This window comes from Microcystis aeruginosa NIES-2549 (assembly GCF_000981785.2).
Classification (GTDB): Bacteria; Cyanobacteriota; Cyanobacteriia; order Cyanobacteriales; family Microcystaceae; genus Microcystis; species Microcystis aeruginosa_C.
Genome location: NZ_CP011304.1, coordinates 1,256,374 through 1,276,413, shown reverse-complemented (window position 1 = coordinate 1,276,413; position 20,040 = coordinate 1,256,374). Strand labels below are relative to the sequence as shown.

Annotated in this window: 10 protein-coding genes; all 10 read left to right on the top strand. The window is 36.9% G+C overall.

All coding sequences use genetic code 11. The features are described 5' to 3' along the window. The first annotated feature begins 222 nt into the window (after positions 1-222). The 10 genes from myaer_RS06070 (at position 223) to myaer_RS06025 (ending at position 19,959) form a co-directional block, all read left to right on the top strand. Positions 223-4,482: an SDR family NAD(P)-dependent oxidoreductase gene (locus myaer_RS06070; RefSeq protein WP_046661405.1), complete on the top strand. Its 4,260-nt coding sequence runs from the start codon at positions 223-225 to the stop codon at positions 4,480-4,482. Positions 4,483-4,726: 244 nt separating this feature from the next. After that, entirely contained in the window at positions 4,727-6,604 is a 1,878-nt protein-coding gene (locus tag myaer_RS06065) for an FAD-dependent monooxygenase (protein ID WP_046661403.1), read from the top strand. Between the two features lie 123 nt (positions 6,605-6,727). Next, on the top strand, positions 6,728-11,500 hold the full coding sequence (locus myaer_RS06060; RefSeq protein ID WP_046661401.1) for a non-ribosomal peptide synthetase: 4,773 nt from the start codon (positions 6,728-6,730) through the stop codon (positions 11,498-11,500). 39 nt (positions 11,501-11,539) lie between these two features. After that, positions 11,540-12,583 carry a type 2 isopentenyl-diphosphate Delta-isomerase gene (gene fni / locus myaer_RS06055; protein ID WP_046661399.1) on the top strand — a complete coding sequence of 348 codons (1,044 nt, stop codon included), beginning with the start codon at positions 11,540-11,542 and terminating at the stop codon, positions 12,581-12,583. Further along, on the top strand, positions 12,577-13,209 hold the full coding sequence (locus tag myaer_RS06050) for a bacilysin biosynthesis protein BacA (protein ID WP_046661398.1): 633 nt from the start codon (positions 12,577-12,579) through the stop codon (positions 13,207-13,209). Before fni ends, myaer_RS06050 begins: the two co-directional genes overlap by 7 nt. 96 nt (positions 13,210-13,305) lie before the next feature. Continuing rightward, a complete protein-coding gene (locus myaer_RS06045) occupies positions 13,306-13,932 on the top strand; it encodes a cupin domain-containing protein (protein ID WP_046661396.1) in 627 nt (208 codons plus the stop codon). Between the two features lie 48 nt (positions 13,933-13,980). Then, positions 13,981-14,781 (top strand): SDR family oxidoreductase, encoded by an 801-nt coding sequence (locus myaer_RS06040; RefSeq protein WP_002796359.1) that lies wholly within the window; start codon positions 13,981-13,983, stop codon positions 14,779-14,781. After that, a complete protein-coding gene (locus myaer_RS06035; protein WP_235614808.1) occupies positions 14,753-15,757 on the top strand; it encodes a putative capsular polysaccharide synthesis family protein in 1,005 nt (334 codons plus the stop codon). The genes myaer_RS06040 and myaer_RS06035 overlap by 29 nt, the downstream gene beginning before the upstream one ends. Before the next feature lie 91 nt (positions 15,758-15,848). Continuing rightward, positions 15,849-19,127, top strand: a complete 3,279-nt coding sequence (locus tag myaer_RS06030; protein WP_046661394.1) for a non-ribosomal peptide synthetase — start codon at positions 15,849-15,851, stop codon at positions 19,125-19,127. A 55-nt stretch (positions 19,128-19,182) separates the two neighbouring features. After that, entirely contained in the window at positions 19,183-19,959 is a 777-nt protein-coding gene (locus tag myaer_RS06025; protein WP_046661393.1) for an SDR family NAD(P)-dependent oxidoreductase, read from the top strand. Positions 19,960-20,040 lie beyond the last annotated feature (81 nt).

Sequence of the window (20,040 nt, the reverse complement as noted above, 5' to 3'; positions counted from 1 at the left end):
CCTGTTACCTCATATTAACAAGCAATTTAAATTACGAACAGCTTAACAATCGTCCTCGAAACTATCTTGACTATCGCAGACCGAATGAGGTATACTTTGATAGCTCTGACCGTGATACAATTCAGACTTGAATTGGCGTATTATAGATTTCGAATTGGCTACGCATGAAAGTCCTTATTGAAGAAGCTTTCACAAGATGTACACAGAACCGAGGATTTTAGTATGAGGACGGATCACAAAAATCCAAAATTAAGTTGTCAGAAATTAGCAGAAGTATTTTTATCAAATCCCTTAATTGAAGATTGCTACTTTATGGTACGCGAGGGGGAATTAGTCGCTTATCTCGTTTCCTCTGGAGCTTGGAATTCTGAACAATTGTCCTCCGAGCTACAGTCTCAGTTACCAGACAATCTTCTACCTGATATCTATGTGCAAATTTCCAGTTTACCCTTAACCGATAGCGGTGATGTCGATGAAACTGCATTAAAGAATATTGAAATTATCGATGATCATCAAGTTCAGGAGACAGAAGAAAAACTACGCTCTTTGTCAGATATTGATCAAGTTGCCGCCGTCATTACTTCCAAAAAAATCAAAATTTTACCCCTACATCTATCGGACTTATTGCCCGTAAAACCAGAGAAAAAAAATGATAATCAAGAATCTCAAACCCCGATTCATCTGAGGATTAACACTTCTAACACTCAAGCTGGAATCAGTCACGGACAGCTTTTAGAAGAATCTGAACTTCAGCCTAAAACCTTGGCAGAAATCCTCCAAAAAGCCGCTAAAAATCATTCAAATAAAGGGATTATTTATATTCAATCTAATGGATTAAAAATTTTTCAGTCTTATCAACAATTATGGGAGGACGCTCAACAAATACAAGCCGGATTACAAAAGCAGGGGTTACAAGCTCAAGATAAAGTAATTCTTCAGCTATCGGAAAACTATGATATCATTTCTGCATTTTGGGGGTGTCTTTTAGGGGGATTTATTCCTGTTATTATTTCAGTGCCACCCAGCTATAAAGATTTTAATAATGAAATTCATAAAATATGTCAAGTTTGGCAGTTGTTAGATGACCCTATTATTATCACAAATCAATCCCGTCAGCAAGAGATAAAATATTTAGAACAATGCTTACCTAATCAAACCTTAAGCTTGAGTTTTATTGAAGAATTAAAAACTCATTCTCCCCATCAGCCTCCTATTGGTCAACCGGATGATATCGCGTTCTTTAACCTAACATCAGGCAGTACAGGGATACCGAAATGTATCTCATTAACCCATAAAAATGTCATCTCTCGTGCGCGAGGAACAAACATAATTTGTGAACATCAAAACGACGATATTATTCTTAATTGGCTTCCTTTTGATCATATTGGAAGTATTTCAGACTGGAATATTCGCTGTGTCGAGTTAGGATGCCAAATGGTTTATGTTCAAACTGAATATATATTAGGTCGTCCTTTGAATTGGTTAGATTTAATTGATCAATATCGAATTACTCACAGTTGGGCTCCTAATTTTGCTTATAATTTGATCAATGAAGCTTTAAAAAAAGAACCCGATCAAAATTGGAATTTAGATTGTGTCAAATTCTTTTTGGCGGCGGGTGAAGCCGTTTCCGGTCAAGCTGTTGGAGAATTTATTAACACCCTTCATCTTCAATATAATCTGAAAAAAACGGCGATGCGTCCTGCTTTTGGGATGGCAGAAATGGGTTCAGGGATTACCTATTATCAGCCTACAGAACAACAGCCATTACTCTTTCATACGGTTGATAAATCCTCCTTGAATTCTTCCTTAAAACGAGTCCATCCTGAACATCCCAATGGTGCAACCTTTACGGATTTAGGATTACCCATTCCGGGGATATCAATTAGAATTGTTAATACTGATAATTCCCTATTACCAGAAGAAACCATTGGTCATTTACAAGTTAAAGGTCATGCAGTTTCACCCGGGTATTATAAAAACCCAGAAGCAAATCAAGACGCTTTCTTAAAAGATGGCTGGTTTAAGACAGGAGATTTAGCATTTATTAGTAACGGTCATTTAGTCATTACTGGAAGAAGTAAAGAAACCATTATTATTAATGGAGTGAATTATTATAGCCATGAAATTGAAACTGTAGTGGAAACTATTGAAGAAGTAGAAGTGTCCTACACCGCCGCTTGTGCTGTTTATGATCCTAGGAATAGTACCGATCAATTAGCTTTATTTTTTAGTGTAGAAACCTTTGACCACCAGCATCTAGCGGAACTTCTGAAAAAGATTAGACGAAAAGTCATTAACAGTTTTGGGGTTAATCCTGAATATTTAATCCCCTTAAATAAAACTGAAATTCCTAAAACTTCCATCGGTAAAATCCAGCGATCGCAATTAACAAAACGGTTTGCGAACGGAGAATTTAATTCTATTTTAAAAGAAATAGATATTTTATTAGAAAACGATCAAACCATTCCTGATTGGTTTTACCAGAAAGTTTGGAAACCTCGATCTCCAGTTAACTTAAAAACCGAACTTTCCAAGTATTGTAGTTTAATTTTTCTCGATTCCTTGGGTTTAGGAGCATCTTTAGCAGAAAAAATCCAAGGTCAAAACTTACCCTGTATCACGGTTTTAGCAGCGGAAGAATTTTCTCAAATCAGTCAAAATTGCTATACCCTCAGACCTGGGACAGCCAATCATTATCAACAGTTAATGGCATCTTTGTCCGAGCGAAAAATTATCCTTAGCAATATTATTCATCTGGGGACTTATCAAGACTATCAGGGAGAAATTTCAACAATTGAACAGTTAGAAAAAGCACAAGAGCGAGGAATTTATGATTTATTATTTCTAGTTCAAGCCTTAGCTAAAATTCATGATTTTAACTCAAAAATTCAATTGCTATTTGTTTCCAGTTATAGTCAATTTGTCATAGAAACAGATGAAATTGCCTATGAAAAATCTCCAGTTTTAGGACTGATCAAAACCCTAGCTCAAGAACTTCCTTGGTTAAATACTCGTCATGTTGATTTACCCCTGGATCAAACCGAAATTAATGTCAGTTATCTGCTGCAAGAACTATCCGTTTTATCCAAGGAAAGAGAAATTGCCTATCGCCACGGGAAACGTTTAATCGCAGGTTTGGAAAAAGTCAATTTACTTCAACACAGCCAACAGGAATTACCCTTTAAATCAGGGGGAATTTATCTGATTACCGGAGGACTAGGGGGGATTGGCAGACAAATTGCTCAGTATTTGCTCAAAAATTATCAAGCTCGTTTACTGTTAATTGGAAAAACACCTTTACCAGAAAAACACCTCTGGAGTGAGTACCTCAAAGTCGAAGATCAATTATCCTTAAAAATCAAAAATCTCCAAGCTTTAGAAAACCTTGGGGGAGAAGTCATTTACCAAGGGGTAGATGTGGCTAATTTCCCTCAAGTTAAACAGACTGTAGAACAGGTGAAAAAACAATGGCAAGGAGAACTTAATGGGGTGATTCATCTGGCTGGAATTTACAAAGATTGTTTACTTCTGGACGAAACTCAAGAGGGTTTATCGACAATTATTCGCCCTAAAGTATTAGGAACTTGGGTTTTACATCAACTCCTCAAAGAATCTCAGGGAATTTTTATTAGTTTTTCCTCCTTAGCTAGTTTTTTTGGAGGAGCGGCTTTGGGTTCCTATGCGGCGGCTAATAGTTTCCTTGAATCTTTGAATACCTATCAAAAATCTAAGAATTTGTTCCCCAGTTATTGTTATAGTTGGACAACTTGGCAAGAAACTGGAATTAGCCAGGGTTATCAGATGCAATACATAACCCGATCTCAAGGGTATTATGATATGACGGTGCGGCAAGGTTTAGACTCATTTCTAACGAGTTTATATCACAACCAAAGACAATTAATAATCGGTTTAGATGGGAGTAATGGCAAGATTAATCGGTTCACATCTAGGTCTGAAGGATGCCAAAAGTTAACGGCTTATTACACTCGTAAATCTACAGTTCAATCGGTCAATCTACCTAATCATGTTAGTCTAAAAGATCGATTGGGAACGTCCTATCAATGTCCCCTGGTTCTGCGACAATCTCTCCCTATTAAGGATAATGGAGATATTGATAAGCGGCAATTACTCAAGGAACTGCAAGGTAAAGAAAATAACGAATTGGTAGCACCCAGAACGGAAGCTGAACATCAAGTTGCTAAGATTTGGCAAAAGGTGTTAAATCTATCTCAAATTGGAATTCATGACAATTTCTTTGAACTAGGAGGACATTCTTTGCTGGCGAGTCAAGTCATCTCTCGTTTACGCGATATTTTCTCGGTAGAATTGTCGTTGCACAGTTTATTAGAATACCCAACCGTTGCCAGTTTAACTCAAACGATTGAGGTGCTTAATGTATCCAAAAATACTCAAAGTGTATGCAAAAGTGGTAAAGTTATGACAACAGCCGCAGAAAATTATGAAGAAGGAGAATTATGAAAATAGGTTAACTAAAATTTAAGCTTTTCAGAAGCCTTTTGGGAAAAAATGTAAAAAATTGTATCCATCACTAAAATTTATCATCCAGAATATGCTATAAATAGTCTCGGTTTAAAACAGTCTTTTTGTGGAGTATGTAAGCGGTTGCTCCCATAGCAACTGACTTTAACAATAATCACTCACTCCTCGCCATTGATAATTGTTGTTGGGTCTATAGTGTTTAGTCTTTGAGGGACTTAAATTTATGAAAACAGTTGAATTTTTATCGCATCTGAATCATTTAGGTGTGACAATTTGGATGGAAGGAGATAAGCTGCGCTATCGTTCTCCCCAAGGTGTTATGACTCCCGATTTACTCGAACAATTGAAAGAGCATAAAGAAGAACTCATCGTCTTATTGCGTGAACAAGCTGACAATTTTAGTTCGGAAACAGACTATGATGTGGCAATTTGTGGCGGTGGATTAGCGGGTTTAACCTTAGCGAGACAGTTAAAACTTAAACAACCTAATCTTTCCGTTGTTGTTCTTGATAAAATGGCTCGTCCTTTACCCGAAGCTGGTTTTAAAGTGGGGGAATCAACCGTTGAAGTTGGTGCTTTTTATTTAGCAAATACGCTGCAGTTAACCGATTATTTTAACAATCAACATTTATCTAAACTGGGATTACGTTATTTTTTCAAATCTCAAGAAACTGAATTTCATAAAAGACCTGAACTGGGATTATCAGAGTTTCATGATCCTAAATCTTATCAAATTGATCGGGGTAAATTAGAAAATGATTTACGCCAATTTAATATTGAAGCCGGAATTGATCTTAAGGAAAGTTGTTCAGTTCAAGACATCGAATTTGCTGAAGGGCTACAGCAACAGCATAAAATTATTTATACTCAAGGTAGTGGAGCGAATCAAAAAACTCATTGTATTAAATCCCGATGGGTTGTCGATGCGATGGGTCGCCGTCGATTTATACAGAAGAAACTCGGTTTAGCGAAACCTAATCATAATAATTACAGTGCGGTTTGGTTCCGAGTTGAGTGTCGTTTTGATGTCAGCAATTTTGTGCCAGCCAGTGAAGAAAAATGGCATCGGCGTGTTCCTAATAACAACCGTTATTATTCTACAAATCATTTATGCGGTGAAGGATACTGGGTTTGGTTAATTCCTTTATCCACAGGTTATACCAGTATTGGCATTGTGACTCGTCAAGATATTCACCCGTTAAAAAATTATCATAACTATGAATTAGCCTTTGAGTGGTTAAGGGAAAATGAACCCGTTTTAGCGGCTCATTTAGAAGGTAAATCCCCTGAAGACTTTAGAAAGATGCCGAAATATAGTTACTCCTCCAAACAAGTCTTTTCCTTTGATCGTTGGACTTGTGTTGGTGAAGCCGGTTTATTTCCCGATCCTTTTTATTCCCCTGGTTCAGATAGTATTGGTTTTGGCAATTCTTTAACCACCCAAATGATTGAACTTGACCTTAAAGGTCAACTAACTCCCGAAAGAGTTGACGATGCCAATCACTTTTATTTAACCTATCACGATGGGTTAACCTTTAATATCCAAAATTCCTACAACTGTATGGGAAATGGGATAGTGATGGCAACAAAAATGATCTGGGATACGTTAGCTGGATGGACATTTGGTTGCTTAATGATGTTTAATTCCATCTTCCTTGACCCGGAACTTAAGATGAAAGTTCAACAGATTAATGCAGAATTTTTCCCTCTTTCCTATCGAATACAACAACTATTCCGAGATTGGGCAAATCAATCCCTGGGTCGGGTTAGCTTTGAATTTATTGATTACTTAGCAATCCCCTTTGTGAATGAACTGCGAACCCGGAATTTACAATCTAATAAAACCGAAGCTGAAATCATAGAAGCTTATCGAGCCAGCTTAAAATTATTAGAAGAATTTGCTCAAGTCATTTTTCAAATTGCCTTAGAGGATACCAGACCCGAACTGTTACCTAAAATTAACGAACACCCCTGGTTAAATGCTTGGGCAATTAGTTTGGATGCCAGTAAATGGGAAACTGATGGGCTGTTTTCTCCTAAGAACGAACCTCGTAATTTACACAGCATTAAAAAACAATATTTAGAGGCAATCAACCGATAAAAATAGACGAATCAAGTTGATTGGATTTCTAACAGTAGCTCAAGTTAGGGCTACTGAACCCAGCCAAACATCACCCCCATTCCAAAAATACCAGAACATTAATTAAGGAAAAGGATACTATTGATGAAAGTCGCAGAATTTTTATCTTACTTAAATAGTTTAGACATCAAGCTTTGGCTTGAGGAAGAAAAGTTAAAATATCAAGCTCCCCAAGGAGTAATGACACCAGAAATTAAGCAAGAAATCGGGACAAGAAAACCAGAAATTCTCACTTTTTTAAGAAGTGCAACAACACCATCTAAACCAGTTGAATCGGTTATTGATCCCGTTGCCCGAACTGAAGATTTACCCCTATCTTTTGCTCAACAGAGAATGTGGTTTCTCTATCAGATGGATCGGCAAAATCCAGCTTATAATGAAGCTTTAACCATCCGTTTAACGGGACGCTTAAACATTGATATTTTAGAGCAAACGATTAATGCTATTATTCAACGCCATGAGAGCTTACGGACAACCTTTCCAGTGGTTGAAGGAAAACCTATTCAAAAAATTGCTCCATCGCTGAAGATTAAATTATTAGTTGTTAATTTAAAAGATATACCCCAAGAGCAAATTGATAAACAGATTATTGAAGAACTACAAAAACCCTTTGATTTAACCCAATCTCCCCTATTACGATGTACTCTGTTTGATCTGGGATATGAAAATTATATTTTAGTCAACGTTTTCCATCATATTATTATCGATGGTTGGTCAAAGGGCATTTTATTTAAAGAATTATCTAAATTTTATCAAGCACTTTTATCCAATTCAACCGTAGATTTACCCGAATTAGCCATACAATATGCGGATTTTGCGGTATGGCAAAGACAATGGTTACAGGGTAAAATCTTAGAAAATCAGTTAAATTATTGGAAAAAACAATTAACGGCTGCTCCTCCTTTATTAGAACTTCCAACCGATAAACCCCGTCCAGCTACTCCCAATTTTCGAGGTCATAGTATCTCGTTTCAAATTGACTCAGAACTCACAGAAAAACTGAAACTTTTGAGCCAAAAGTCGGGGGTGACTTTATTTATGACCTTACTGGCTGCTTTAAACACTTTACTCTTTCGTTATAGTGGTCAGGATGATATTTTAATCGGGACACCTACCGCCAACCGAAACCGACAAGAAATTGAACCTTTGATTGGTTTTTTTGTCAATACTTTAGTGCTGCGGAATTCCCTAGAAGGAAATCCGACTTTTTCGGGATTATTACAGCAAGCTCGCAATGTTGTTTTAGAAGCGTATGCTAATCAAGATGTCCCCTTTGAGCAAGTGGTTGATGGGTTAGAAATAGAACGAAGTTTAAGTTATAATCCCTTATTTCAGGTAATGTTTGCGATGCAAAATGCCCCCCTCAATGCTTTAGAATTACCCAATTTAAAAGCTCAATATCTAGCCGTTGAAAACCAGAGAATTAAATTTGATCTCAGCTTAGTTTTAGAGGAAATCGAAACCGAAAAAGGAGCTTATTTAGAAGGTTTTTGGGAATATGATAGCGACCTATTTACTCCTGAAAGAATTAACCGCATGGTCGGTCATTTCCAAACTTTATTAAAGGGGATTGTAGCCAATCCTCAGCAAACCATCGGGGAATTACCGTTACTGACTGAATCGGAAGAACAACAATTATTAGTAGAATGGAATCAAACTCAAACATCTTATCCTGATCATTACTGTATTCATCAGTTATTTGAAGCGTGGGTAGAACAAACACCAGATGCTATAGCAGTCATCGATGGAGAAAAATCTTTGACCTATGAACAGTTAAATCAAAAAGCCAATCAACTCGCTTATTATTTGCAAAACTTAGGCGTTAAAAACGAGGACTTAGTAGGAATCTGTATCGAGCGTTCTGTTTTGATGATCATCGGACTTTTAGGCATTCTTAAAGCGGGTGCAGCTTATATTCCTTTAGATCCGAACTATCCATCAGAACGTCTAGCTTATATGTTAGAAGATTCTGCCGTATCGGTGTTATTAACTCAGGAAAACTTAGTTCACACTTTACCCAACTATTTAGGAACAATATTTTGTTTAGATCAGGATGGGAAAATTCTTGATCATCATCCGCAAGATAATCCCCTCCATCCGATGACATCTGAGAATTTAGCTTATGTCATTTATACCTCTGGTTCTACTGGAAAACCAAAGGGAGTTTTAATTCAACATCAAAGTTTATTAAACCTAGTTTCTTGGCATCAAAACGCTTTTAATATTACAACAATTGATCGAGTCACTCAATTAGCTGGAATTGCCTTTGATGCTTCAGTTTGGGAAATTTGGCCTCATTTAACAGCTGGGGCGTGTTTGGCGATTGTTCCCCAAGATTTGCTAACATCACCGAACCAACTGCAAGAGTGGTTAATTGCCCAAAAAATCACCGTTTCTTTCTTACCCACTCCTCTTGCAGAAACCCTAATTCCCCTAGATTGGTCTCCCAATTGTCCATTAAGATTAATGTTAACTGGAGGAGATAAACTCAATGATTTTCCCCCTACCTCCATTCCCTTTACATTAGTCAACAACTATGGTCCAACTGAAAATACTGTTGTTACAACATCTGTTAAAATAACCCCAGATTTATTAACCGAAAAAGCACCGCCTATTGGTCGCCCCATTAGCAATACTCAGGTCTATATTTTAGATCAATATCAACAACCTGTACCGATTGGAATTCCAGGAGAATTATACATTGGTGGTTCAGGATTAGCTAAAGGATATCTCAACCGTCCAGAGTTAACCGATTCTAAATTTATTGCTAATCCTCTTAGTCAAAAACTCAGTGATCGCCTTTATAAAACTGGTGATTTAGTTCGTTATGGAAACGACGGACAAATTGAATTTATTGGACGTATTGATGATCAAGTTAAGATTAGAGGTTTTAGAATTGAATTAGGGGAAATTGAAACCATTCTCAATCAACATCCCCAAGTTAAAGAAGCGATTATTATTGCTAGAGAAGATCAACCCGGCGTTAAACGTTTATGTGCTTATGTAATTGGCTCTCAAAACTTAACTGTTTCTCAATTGCGTCTATTTTTGCAAGAAAAGTTACCTCAATATATGGTTCCTGCTTTCTTCGTTTTGTTAGACGCTTTTCCCCTAACTCCTAATGGTAAAATTGATCGTCGTGCGCTCCCCAAACCTGCACTAGAATTAGAGGATGAAGCTGCCATCAATCTCAGTCCAGGTACAGGAACAGAACGCATTCTCGCTGCAATTTGGCAAAGGGTTTTAGGACTTAAAACTATTAGTATTAACGATAACTTTTTTGAATTGGGAGGAGATTCTATCTTAGCCATTCAAATCATTGCTCAAGCTAATCAAGCGGGATTACAAATTACTCCTAAACAATTATTTAGTCATCAAACTATCGCTCAATTAGCCACCGTAGCGGAAACAACTACTATCACTGAAATTGACCAGGGATTAGTTACAGGTGAAGTCCCGTTAACTCCGATTCAAAAATGGTTTTTTGAACAAAACTGGCCCGAACGTCATCACTTTAATCAATCTATCTTGTTAGAGGTTCCCAATAATCTACAACCAGATTTATTAAAACAAACTATTTCTAAAATACTCTATCACCATGACGCTTTGCGGTTACGGTTTGTGCAACAAGGAGAACAATGGCAACAAAATCACAGCGATGATTGCAATAATTTTGCTTTTGAAAAGGTGGATTTATCCCATCTATCTTACCATGAACAATTGACCAAGATGGCAGAAATTTCTGAGGTTCAACAACGGGTACTCAACTTAGAGGAAGGACCCTTAATGGCGGTGGTTTTCTTCGCCTTGGGTGAGAGTGGAAAAATGTTAATTGTGATTCATCATTTAGCAGTAGATGGAATTTCTTGGCGGATTATCCTCGAAGATTTCGTTACGATTTACCACCAATTAGAAACCCAAAAGCCTCTGCAACTTCCTCCTAAAACCAGTTCTTTTAAAACTTGGGCTGAGGAACTGCAAAACTATGGTAAAACCCCAGAGTTTTACGCTCAATTCAAGTATTGGCTAAACCGTGATTTTCCCTCAATTTCTCCTCTTCCTGTGGATGCTCAGGGGGATGCCCAATCTAACATTGTTGCCCATGCCAAAACGGTTTCTTTCACCTTAAACGAAGAACAAACCCGCTTACTCTTACAGGAGGTTCCGCAAGTTTATAACACCCAAATTAATGATATTTTATTGACCGCTTTAGTCCAAGCTTTTGGCCATTGGACAGGAAATTATGGACTTTTGCTTGACATGGAGGGTCATGGAAGAGAGAATGTAATTGAATCCGTGAATTTATCTAGAACTGTGGGTTGGTTTACCAGTATTTTCCCCGTCTTTTTGACCTTAGAAAATCTTCACCATCCGGGTGAGTGTCTCAAGTCTATTAAAGAGCAATTACGACAAATTCCGAATCGAGGATTTGATTATGGAATTGGATATTATCTCAACTCAGATTTAACAATTCAATCCCCGTTAAAAAACTATCCAAAAGCTCAAATTAGCTTTAATTATTTAGGTCAATTTACCAGCCATCAAATCGGCGAGATAGGCTGGAAATTATCTCAAGCATCCAGTGGTTCCATTCATAGTCCTTTGGGACAACGTTCCCATTTAATTGCGATTCATGGAATTGTGGTTGATGGGCAACTTGATATAGAATGGCAATATAGTGAGAATTTTCATCATCAAACAACGATCAAAAATTTAGCTGCTGCCTATCGAGATTCTTTAGAAAGCCTGATTAACCATTGTTTATCGGTAGAAGGAGGCTATACTCCATCGGATTTTCCCGATGCGGATCTTAATCAGGTAGAACTAGATGAACTGCTTTCAGAACTCGATTTTTAACCTCAACTTAATGTTTAACCCTTATGCTTGATAACAACTATGTCACAGCCTAATCTTCCCAGTGAAATTGAAAATCGTAAAAGCGAACATCTGCGAGTTTGTATCGAAGAAGATGTAGAGTTTCAACAACTTACAAACGGTTTAGAAAAATATCGCTTTACCCATTGTTGTCTTCCTGAACTTGACCGTAGCGATATTGAACTGGGGACAACCTTTTTGGGGAAATCTCTAAAAGCTCCAATTCTCATCTCTTCCATGACCGGAGGAACGGAATTAGCCCATTTAGTCAATACTCGATTGGCAACGGTCGCTCAACGTTATGGTTTAGCGATGGGGGTGGGTTCTCAACGCATTGCACTCGAACAACCGGAATTAGCGCCGACCTTTGCAGTCCGTTCTCTGGCGCCAGATATTCTCCTGTTAGCGAATTTAGGGGCTGTACAGTTAAATTACGGCTGCGGTTTAGAAGACTGTTTAAAACTGGTGGAATTATTAGAAGCTGATGCCTTAATTTTGCATCTCAATCCTTTACAAGAATGGGTGCAATCGGGAGGCGATTCTAATTTTAAAGGGTTACTCGCTAAAATCGAGCAAATTTGCGCTCAATTGCCCGTCCCCGTCATCGCCAAGGAAGTCGGAAATGGCATCTCTGCGCCGATGGCCAAAAAATTAATTGAAGCCGGAGTTGCCGCAATTGATGTGGCGGGGGCCGGAGGCACGTCCTGGGCCAAAGTCGAAAGCCAAAGAGCCAAAGACAACAGACAAAGGCATCTCGGACAAGTTTTTGCCGATTGGGGTTTACCTACGGCTGAATGTATTACCGCCATTCGGTCCATGAATTCAACCATTCCTTTAATTGCTTCTGGGGGCTTAAAAAATGGCTTAGACCTTGCCAAATCCATCGCTTTAGGAGCCGATTTAGGAGGGTTGGCTCGACCGTTTCTCGTAGCAGCGATTGAATCAGAAGCCGCCGTTGATGAGTTGGTAAAATTTTTAATTGCTGAACTTGAAATTGTTTTATTTTGCACCGGAAATCCTAATTTATCCGCCCTTAAAAATTCAGGAGCCTTAAAACCATGTTAAAGTTTTCAATGGAATTGTGTTATCCCCAGCTTGATGTCAAAACCTTAAGCGTTGGCACTTTGGGTCCCAAAGAAACCAGCAGCGAACAAACCTTAAATTATCTAATTTCTCAATGGAAATTACAACATATTTCGGTTAATAGTCATTTATTTGATAGCTTTACAGATTTAAAAGAATCTTTACTCCAAAATCAGATAGATTTGGCGTTAGTCCCCCATGCCTATGAAAGAATTAATGATTTCTATATGGAACCGAGTTTTAAACTAGGTTTTATCTTCACCTATCCCACACCCGTTTACGGATTAGCCAAGCGAAAAAATGAAGAAATCCTTTTAGAAAATTGTACCCTGGTCACTCATCCCGCTCCTCTTCCTTTACTTCCTTATTTATTACCAGGCGAACTGAATCAAAACAAGATTAAAATCAAATTTGTCAATTCTACCAGTGTTGCGGCTATTCAAGTTAAACAAGGGTTGGCAGATTTAGCAATTACCAATGAAAATGCCCTCCGAGAATATGATTTAGAATTTATTTCACAATATGGTAAAATTGAGATGAGTTGGTCTTTATTTCAGAAAAAAGAAAACACCATGATTCAAAGTATTTATTTACCTGTGCATACCTAAAAAAGCTCCCTATCCGCTCAAAATAGTTGCCTTCATCACATAAAAATAATTGAGAGTTTAAATCTCAATTTCATTTTGAACCTGTACCCTAAAATCATGTCTGAATTTTTCCCAATTCCCGATCCTCTTAAACTCAATCATCATGTAGAATTAGAGGTTTTTCAATGCCAAGATACCATTTTTCAATTATACGTTATAGCTCCTAATGCTAAACTTGAATCCCACCAACATCCTGAAAGTCAAATTGGCATGGTATTCTCAGGAGAACTAGAACTGTATATTAAAGATTTGATTAAACCCTTAAGACCTTTGCAAGATGTTTATATAGCTGATGGCAATATTCCTCATGGTGCTTTTAATCCTTTATCAGAACCGATGATTGGATTTGATCTTAAACGGATTACCTCTGCTTTACCTTCAGAAGATGTTTTATTAACACTATCAAACAACCAAGATAAAATCACTCATTTACCTTGTCAATCTGTTAAGGGTTCTTGGTTTGAAATCGTGATGATGAAAATCCCTTCTGGTTATTCCATTCCCCCACATCAAGTTGAGCAAGAAGAAATCGGATTGATTTTGAATGAAAAATTAGAAATCTCCATAGAAAATGAAGAACAGTTTTTAGAATATGGTCAAATTTATTATGCTCCTTCAAAAGTTTTAAAAAAGGGATATAATTCATCGAACCAAGATATTAATTTGATTAAAATTTTAATTTAGTTCGTTTTATGATTTTAAGTTTAACCTCAAAATGCTAGGACAAAGTTTATGGATTTAGGATTAAAAGATAAAGTGGCTTTGATTACGGGAAGTAGTGCGGGAATTGGGTTTACCATTGCTGAAAAATTAGCAGAAGAAGGCTGTCACTTAATTATTTGTGGTCGCAATTCCCAACGCTTAGAACAAGCTTATCAATCTCTGGCTCAAGCTTATCCTGTCCAAGAAATTCTGCGTTTAGTGGCTGATGTCCATCAAGCTCAAGATTCTGAACAATTAATACAGGACTCTTTAAATCAATATGGCAAAATTGACATTTTAGTAAATAATTCTGAAGGAGCTAACTTTGCTGATAATTTAATTGAAAACCTTTCCGATGAAGATTGGTTAAACGTTTTTCAAGGAAAATTAATGGGTTATATTCGCTTAACCAATTTAGTGTTACCGATTATGAAAAAACAACATTGGGGAAGAATTGTTAATATCATTGGGACATCGGGAAAAGAGCCATCTCCTCGTTTAGTTAAATCGGGTGTTGTCAATGCAGCTTTAATGAATTTTACCAAATCAGTAGCTAGACAAACCGCCCCCTATAATGTTTTAATTAATAGTGTTAACCCCGGCGTTATTGATACCCCTAGACATCGAGAATATTTAGAAATTTATGCCAAAAAGCAAGGAACAACCCCAGATTTAATCCGAGAAGGAATTCTAAAAACAATTCCCATGAATCGAATTGGTACGACTGAAGAATTTGCTAATCTCGTTGTATTTTTAGCTTCAGAATGTGCGAGTTATATAACGGGAATTACTATTCCCATCGATGGTGGTTTATCCTCGTCAGCATTTTAAATTCAACCCTCCAACATCATCAACAAGCATCATGAACACACAAACTAAACTCTCAAACCAAGCTCTTAACTATTATCCCATCGCAGATAAACAGTTTTTTCCCGTGTATTCCTATATGAATAATAGGATTAATATGTGGAATACAGAAAGAAAATTAAAACAAGAACTTCTCAATAATTCTTCAGTCATATTTGTTTATCAAATGGGGAAAGTCGGTTCAATGAGTACCTATTTGACCCTAAAAAAACATCTGCAAAATCAAGCTATTTATCATATTCATAATCTGAATTCAGAACATTTCTCAAAAATTTGGAAAACAATGCAACTGGAGAAACATTATCATGCTTTTACCTTTGGGCATTCCTGTATGACCAAATATTTAAGCGAACACATTGAGGAAATTAAAAATCAAAAAAATATTAAAATTATTACTGGAGTCCGAGAACCCATCGCCCGTAATATTTCTTGGTTTTTTCAAGTCATTCATTGTCAATCTGTTTTTCCTGAATTTTTCATAAAATATCAAGAAGGATTAATCACAATGGATGAAATTATTAAAAAATTTTGGTCTCAAAAATTTGTTTATGGAAAGCAGTTTGACTGGTTTGAAGAAGAATTGCAACCAGTTTTCGGCATTGATATCGCTTCCATTGATTTTCCGAAAGAAAAAGGTTATGCGATTGCGAATTTCCCGGACAGAAATATTGACTTATTAGTCTTAAAATTAGAAAAACTTGATTCTTGCTTAAAAGAAGCCCTAGAAACTTTTTTAGGTGTTGAAAATTTAGATTGTGAACGACTTGACCGAGCAGACTTTTTAGAAGCGGATGACTATCTCATCTATGATAATTTAAGAAAGAGTCTGACCTTTAGTGATGAATATTTAGAAGAGATTTATGATCAACCATTAGTGCGTCATTTTTACACCGATGAAGAAATTAACAAATTTAAACTCAAGTGGTCTAGTCAACGTTAAAGGTAATTCGTTCTAATTTTATCAGGTTTCTTGAATAAAATTTGATTCAAGAAACTCACGCATATTTTTATTTAATCTATTGGGAAAAATAATGGTAACACCTCAACAATCTAGGGTTAGTAAAAAAGATATTGAATCCATTTATCCCCTTTCTCCCATGCAGCAGGGGATGCTGTTTCATTCTTTATATAATCCAGAATCAAAGACGTATTTATCACAAATTCAAATCACCTTGCAAGGCAATTTAGATATTAATGCGTTCCAACAAGCTTGGCAAAAAGTAGTAGATAGACATAGTATTTTACGGACTTGTTTTGCTTGGAAAAAAACCAAACAGCCTTTACAAGTGGTTAGAAAAAATGTCACCTTACCTTGGTTTAATCAGGATTGGCGAGCGCATTCTCCCGCCGAACAAGAAACTAAATTTCAGGAATTATTAACCTCTGATAAAGAGCAATATTTTGAATTAGATAAAGTCCCCTTACTTCGAGGTCATTTAATTCAAGTCGAAGATCAAAAATATGAATTTATCCATACTGGACATCATATTTTATTAGATGGTTGGGCAACAGCAATTCTGTTGAAAGAAGTTTTCGATTTTTACGCTGGACTCATCAACTATCAACCCGTCAATTTACCCACACCCCGCCCTTATCAAGACTATATTAATTGGCTACAACAGCAAGATCAAACTGAAGCCGAACGATTTTGGCGAAAAAATCTTCAAGGTTTTACCTCTCCAACTCCATTAGTCGTTGATAAACCGTTAAATCCTCTTGTTACTCAAAGTAAAAATTATCTTGATCAAAAATCAAAACTTTCTCCAGAAATTACCAGTCGTCTGAAATTACTCGCCCAAGAATATCGCCTTACTCTTTCTACCCTAATTCAAGGAGCTTGGGCTTTATTATTGCATCATTATAGTAGTGAATCTGATATTGTATTTGGGGCAACCGTTTCGGGACGACCGCCCAATTTTACTGGGATTGAATCGATGGTGGGGATGTTTTTAAATACCTTACCCGTTCGCATCCAAATTGAGTCTCAACTTGAATTATTAACTTGGTTTCAACAATTACAACAAGAGCATTTAGAACGAGAGCAATATAGTTATAGTTCTCTAATTGATATTCAAAAATGGAGTGAAATTCCAGCCCCTCATTCAGTTTTTGAAAGTTTTGTTGTCTTTGAAAATTTACCCTTTAGCGACAATGATAGTCAGAATTTAGGCGGTTTACAAGTCGGTGAAATGCAAGATTATGGCAATGCTGATTATCCCTTAACGGTTATTGTCACCCCTGGAGAAGCCTTAAGTATTAAAATTATTTATCCTCAAGAACGATTTGAAAATGACACCATTGAACGGATGTTAGGTCATTTTAAAACTTTATTAGAAGGAATCGCTATTAATCCCCATCGTCGGATTCAAGACTTACCTTTATTAACGGAAGCTGAACGTCAATTATTATTAATTGAATGGAATCAAACTGCACCCCAAAAGCCTCTAAAACACTGCGTTCATCAATTATTTGAGCAACAAACTCTCAAAACTACTTCAGCCATTGCCGTTGTTTTTCAAGAGCAACAATTAACCTACCAAGAACTGAATGAATACGCTAATCAATTGGCTCATTATTTACGAAAAATTGGGGTGAGTTATCAATCTTTAGTCGGGATTTGTTTAGAACGGTCTGTTAATATGGTAATTGCCGTTTTAGCAGTGTTAAAAGTAGGCGGCGTTTGTGTTCCTCTAGACCCAACTTATCCCCAAGAAAGACTTTCTTACATCCTGCAAGATACCCAAATTAAAACCTTATTAACCGAAAAAGATTGTCAATCTCTCTTAAACAGTGAAACCATTTCTCAAAGGATTTTATTGGATGAACAAGGTTCAGAAATTGCCTTAGAACCCAAGACTAATCTTGACAACCCCGTGAGTTTAAAGGATTTGGCCTATATTATTTATAGTTCAGGCTCTACGGGTGTGCCAAAAGGGATTATGATCCTGCATCAATCCTTAACGAATATTATTGAGCATCATCAAGTAAAAATGTCATCCGCAAGGAATTTCTTACAATTTGCTCCCTTTAATTTCGATGTCAGCTATCACGAAATCTTTGCCGCTTTGTGTTTAGGGGGAAGCTTATTTATTGTTCCAGAAGATTCTCGCTTAGACCTTGCTAAAATAAGTCAATTATTGGCAAATAACCCCATTCATAAAGCAATTTTGCCCGTTACTTTATTACAGCAATTAATTGAAACCTATAGTGAGGAAACCTACTTATTTGCTAACTTGCGTGAAATTATTTCAGCTGGAGAGCAATTACAAATTACTCCAACGATGATTTCTACATTCAAAAAACTCGAACATTGTACCCTTTACAATTATTATGGTCCCACAGAAGCGGATATCGTTACCAGTTATACCTTTGACACCAATCCTGAGCTTTGGCCGAAGTATATTCCCATTGGTAAACCCGCGATTAATGTGCAAGTTTATATTTTAAATTCTCATCTTCAACCTGTACCCATCGGAGTCACTGGCGAGTTATATGTTGCGGGTGGCGGTTTAGCGCGGGGTTATTTCAACAATTCCCAATTAACCCAAGAAAAATTTATTCCTAATCCCTTTAGCGAGAATTCATTGCTGTATAAAACTGGAGATTTAGCTCGTTATTTACCCAATGGAGACATCGAGTATGTAGGAAGAATTGATGATGGGGTAAAAGTTAGAGGTTATAGAATTGAATTAGGGGAAGTAGAAACTATTTTAAATCAACATCCTCAAATTGCCCAAGCTGTTGCTACAGTTCAGGGAGAAACAGCTAGAGAAAAATATCTAGCCGCTTATTTTATTCCCCGTCCAGGTGAAACCATAAACCAAGTTGAATTACGTCATTTCCTTGAAAACTGGCTACCCGATTATATGATTCCTTCTGCTTTTGTTGTGATGGAATCTTTTCAACTCAGTCCTAACGGTAAAGTTGATCGAAAAGTCTTACCAATACCCGATAAAAACCCCTTATCGTTAACTCAAAATTATGTCGCTCCTCGAACTGCAATTGAAGAAGTTTTAGCGGTAATTTGGGCAGAAATTTTAGAAGTCGAACGAATTGGGATTGAAGACGATTTCTTTCTGTTAGGTGGGCATTCTTTAAAAGCGATTCAACTGATTAGTAAAATCCGTCAAACCTTAGAAATTGAAATTTCTGTGCGTCAACTTTTTAATCACTCAACTATCAGCCAATTAACTCAAGTCATGATTGAATTAGTGGGGAATGAAGGGTTACTAAATGAAATTGCCGTAACAGTTCAAGAAATTTCTAGACTTTCACCAGAAGAAGTTCAAGCTTTACTATCTCAAAGCTGAACCTAAATGACTTAAACTTTCTATAATGGACATTGATTTAAACTGAAGGAAAAAAATGACAAATCATCTCTTTGATTTAACAGGTAAAGTTGCAATTATCACGGGTGCTGCCCGAGGAATTGGTCGGGTATTAGCCCAAGGGTTAGCACAAGCTGGAGCTAAGGTGGTAATTGGTGATATTAATCAAGTTGGCGCTGAACAAACTGCTCAACTGATTCAAGAAGCAGGAGGCGAAGCCATCGCAATTGAGACCGATGTTCGTCAACGTCAAGCTTGTCAGAATTTAATTAACCAGGCGGTTGCTCATTATGGTCAACTCGATATTATGGTCTGTAATGCAGGGGTTGAAATTCTCAAAAACACTGATGAATTAGAGGAATTTGAATGGGATCAGGTTATTAATGTTGACTTAAAAGGTTATTTTAATTGCGCTCAACTCGCAACCAAACAAATGATCAAACAAGGAACAGCAGGTTCAATTATTATGAATTCTTCTATCTGTGCTTTCGTTGCTGTTCCCAAATCTTCAGGAGCATATAGCGCCGCAAAAGGTGGGGTCAATCAATTAGTAAAATCCCTAGCGGTCGAATTAGCTAGTCACAAAATTCGAGTCAATGCTTTTGCACCGGGGTATATGAATAATATGATGGAAGGAACAGAAGGTTTACGTTCAACTTCCGATGAAATGGACGAATTATATACTAGAATTCCCATGAAACGAACCGGAGATTTAGAAGAGTTAATTGGCCCTGTCGTGTTTTTAGCCTCCGAAGCTTCCTCTTATGTAACTGGAGCAATTTTAATGGTAGATGGAGGTTATACCGCTATTTAGCATCAATAATTAAACAATTTTTAGGTTGATTTGTATCCATGAAAACAACCTAAAATCACTAAATTAAATCCTATTTAATCC

What these genes read in the sequence shown, in the direction of transcription:
- myaer_RS06070 (WP_046661405.1), top strand. Translation starts at nt 223, where the DNA reads ATGAGGACGGATCACAAAAATCCAAAATTAAGTTGTCAGAAATTAGCA.
- myaer_RS06065 (WP_046661403.1), top strand. Translation starts at nt 4,727, where the DNA reads ATGAAAACAGTTGAATTTTTATCGCATCTGAATCATTTAGGTGTGACA.
- myaer_RS06060 (WP_046661401.1), top strand. Translation starts at nt 6,728, where the DNA reads ATGAAAGTCGCAGAATTTTTATCTTACTTAAATAGTTTAGACATCAAG.
- fni (WP_046661399.1), top strand. Translation starts at nt 11,540, where the DNA reads ATGTCACAGCCTAATCTTCCCAGTGAAATTGAAAATCGTAAAAGCGAA.
- myaer_RS06050 (WP_046661398.1), top strand. Translation starts at nt 12,577, where the DNA reads ATGTTAAAGTTTTCAATGGAATTGTGTTATCCCCAGCTTGATGTCAAA.
- myaer_RS06045 (WP_046661396.1), top strand. Translation starts at nt 13,306, where the DNA reads ATGTCTGAATTTTTCCCAATTCCCGATCCTCTTAAACTCAATCATCAT.
- myaer_RS06040 (WP_002796359.1), top strand. Translation starts at nt 13,981, where the DNA reads ATGGATTTAGGATTAAAAGATAAAGTGGCTTTGATTACGGGAAGTAGT.
- myaer_RS06035 (WP_235614808.1), top strand. Translation starts at nt 14,753, where the DNA reads ATGGTGGTTTATCCTCGTCAGCATTTTAAATTCAACCCTCCAACATCA.
- myaer_RS06030 (WP_046661394.1), top strand. Translation starts at nt 15,849, where the DNA reads ATGGTAACACCTCAACAATCTAGGGTTAGTAAAAAAGATATTGAATCC.
- myaer_RS06025 (WP_046661393.1), top strand. Translation starts at nt 19,183, where the DNA reads ATGACAAATCATCTCTTTGATTTAACAGGTAAAGTTGCAATTATCACG.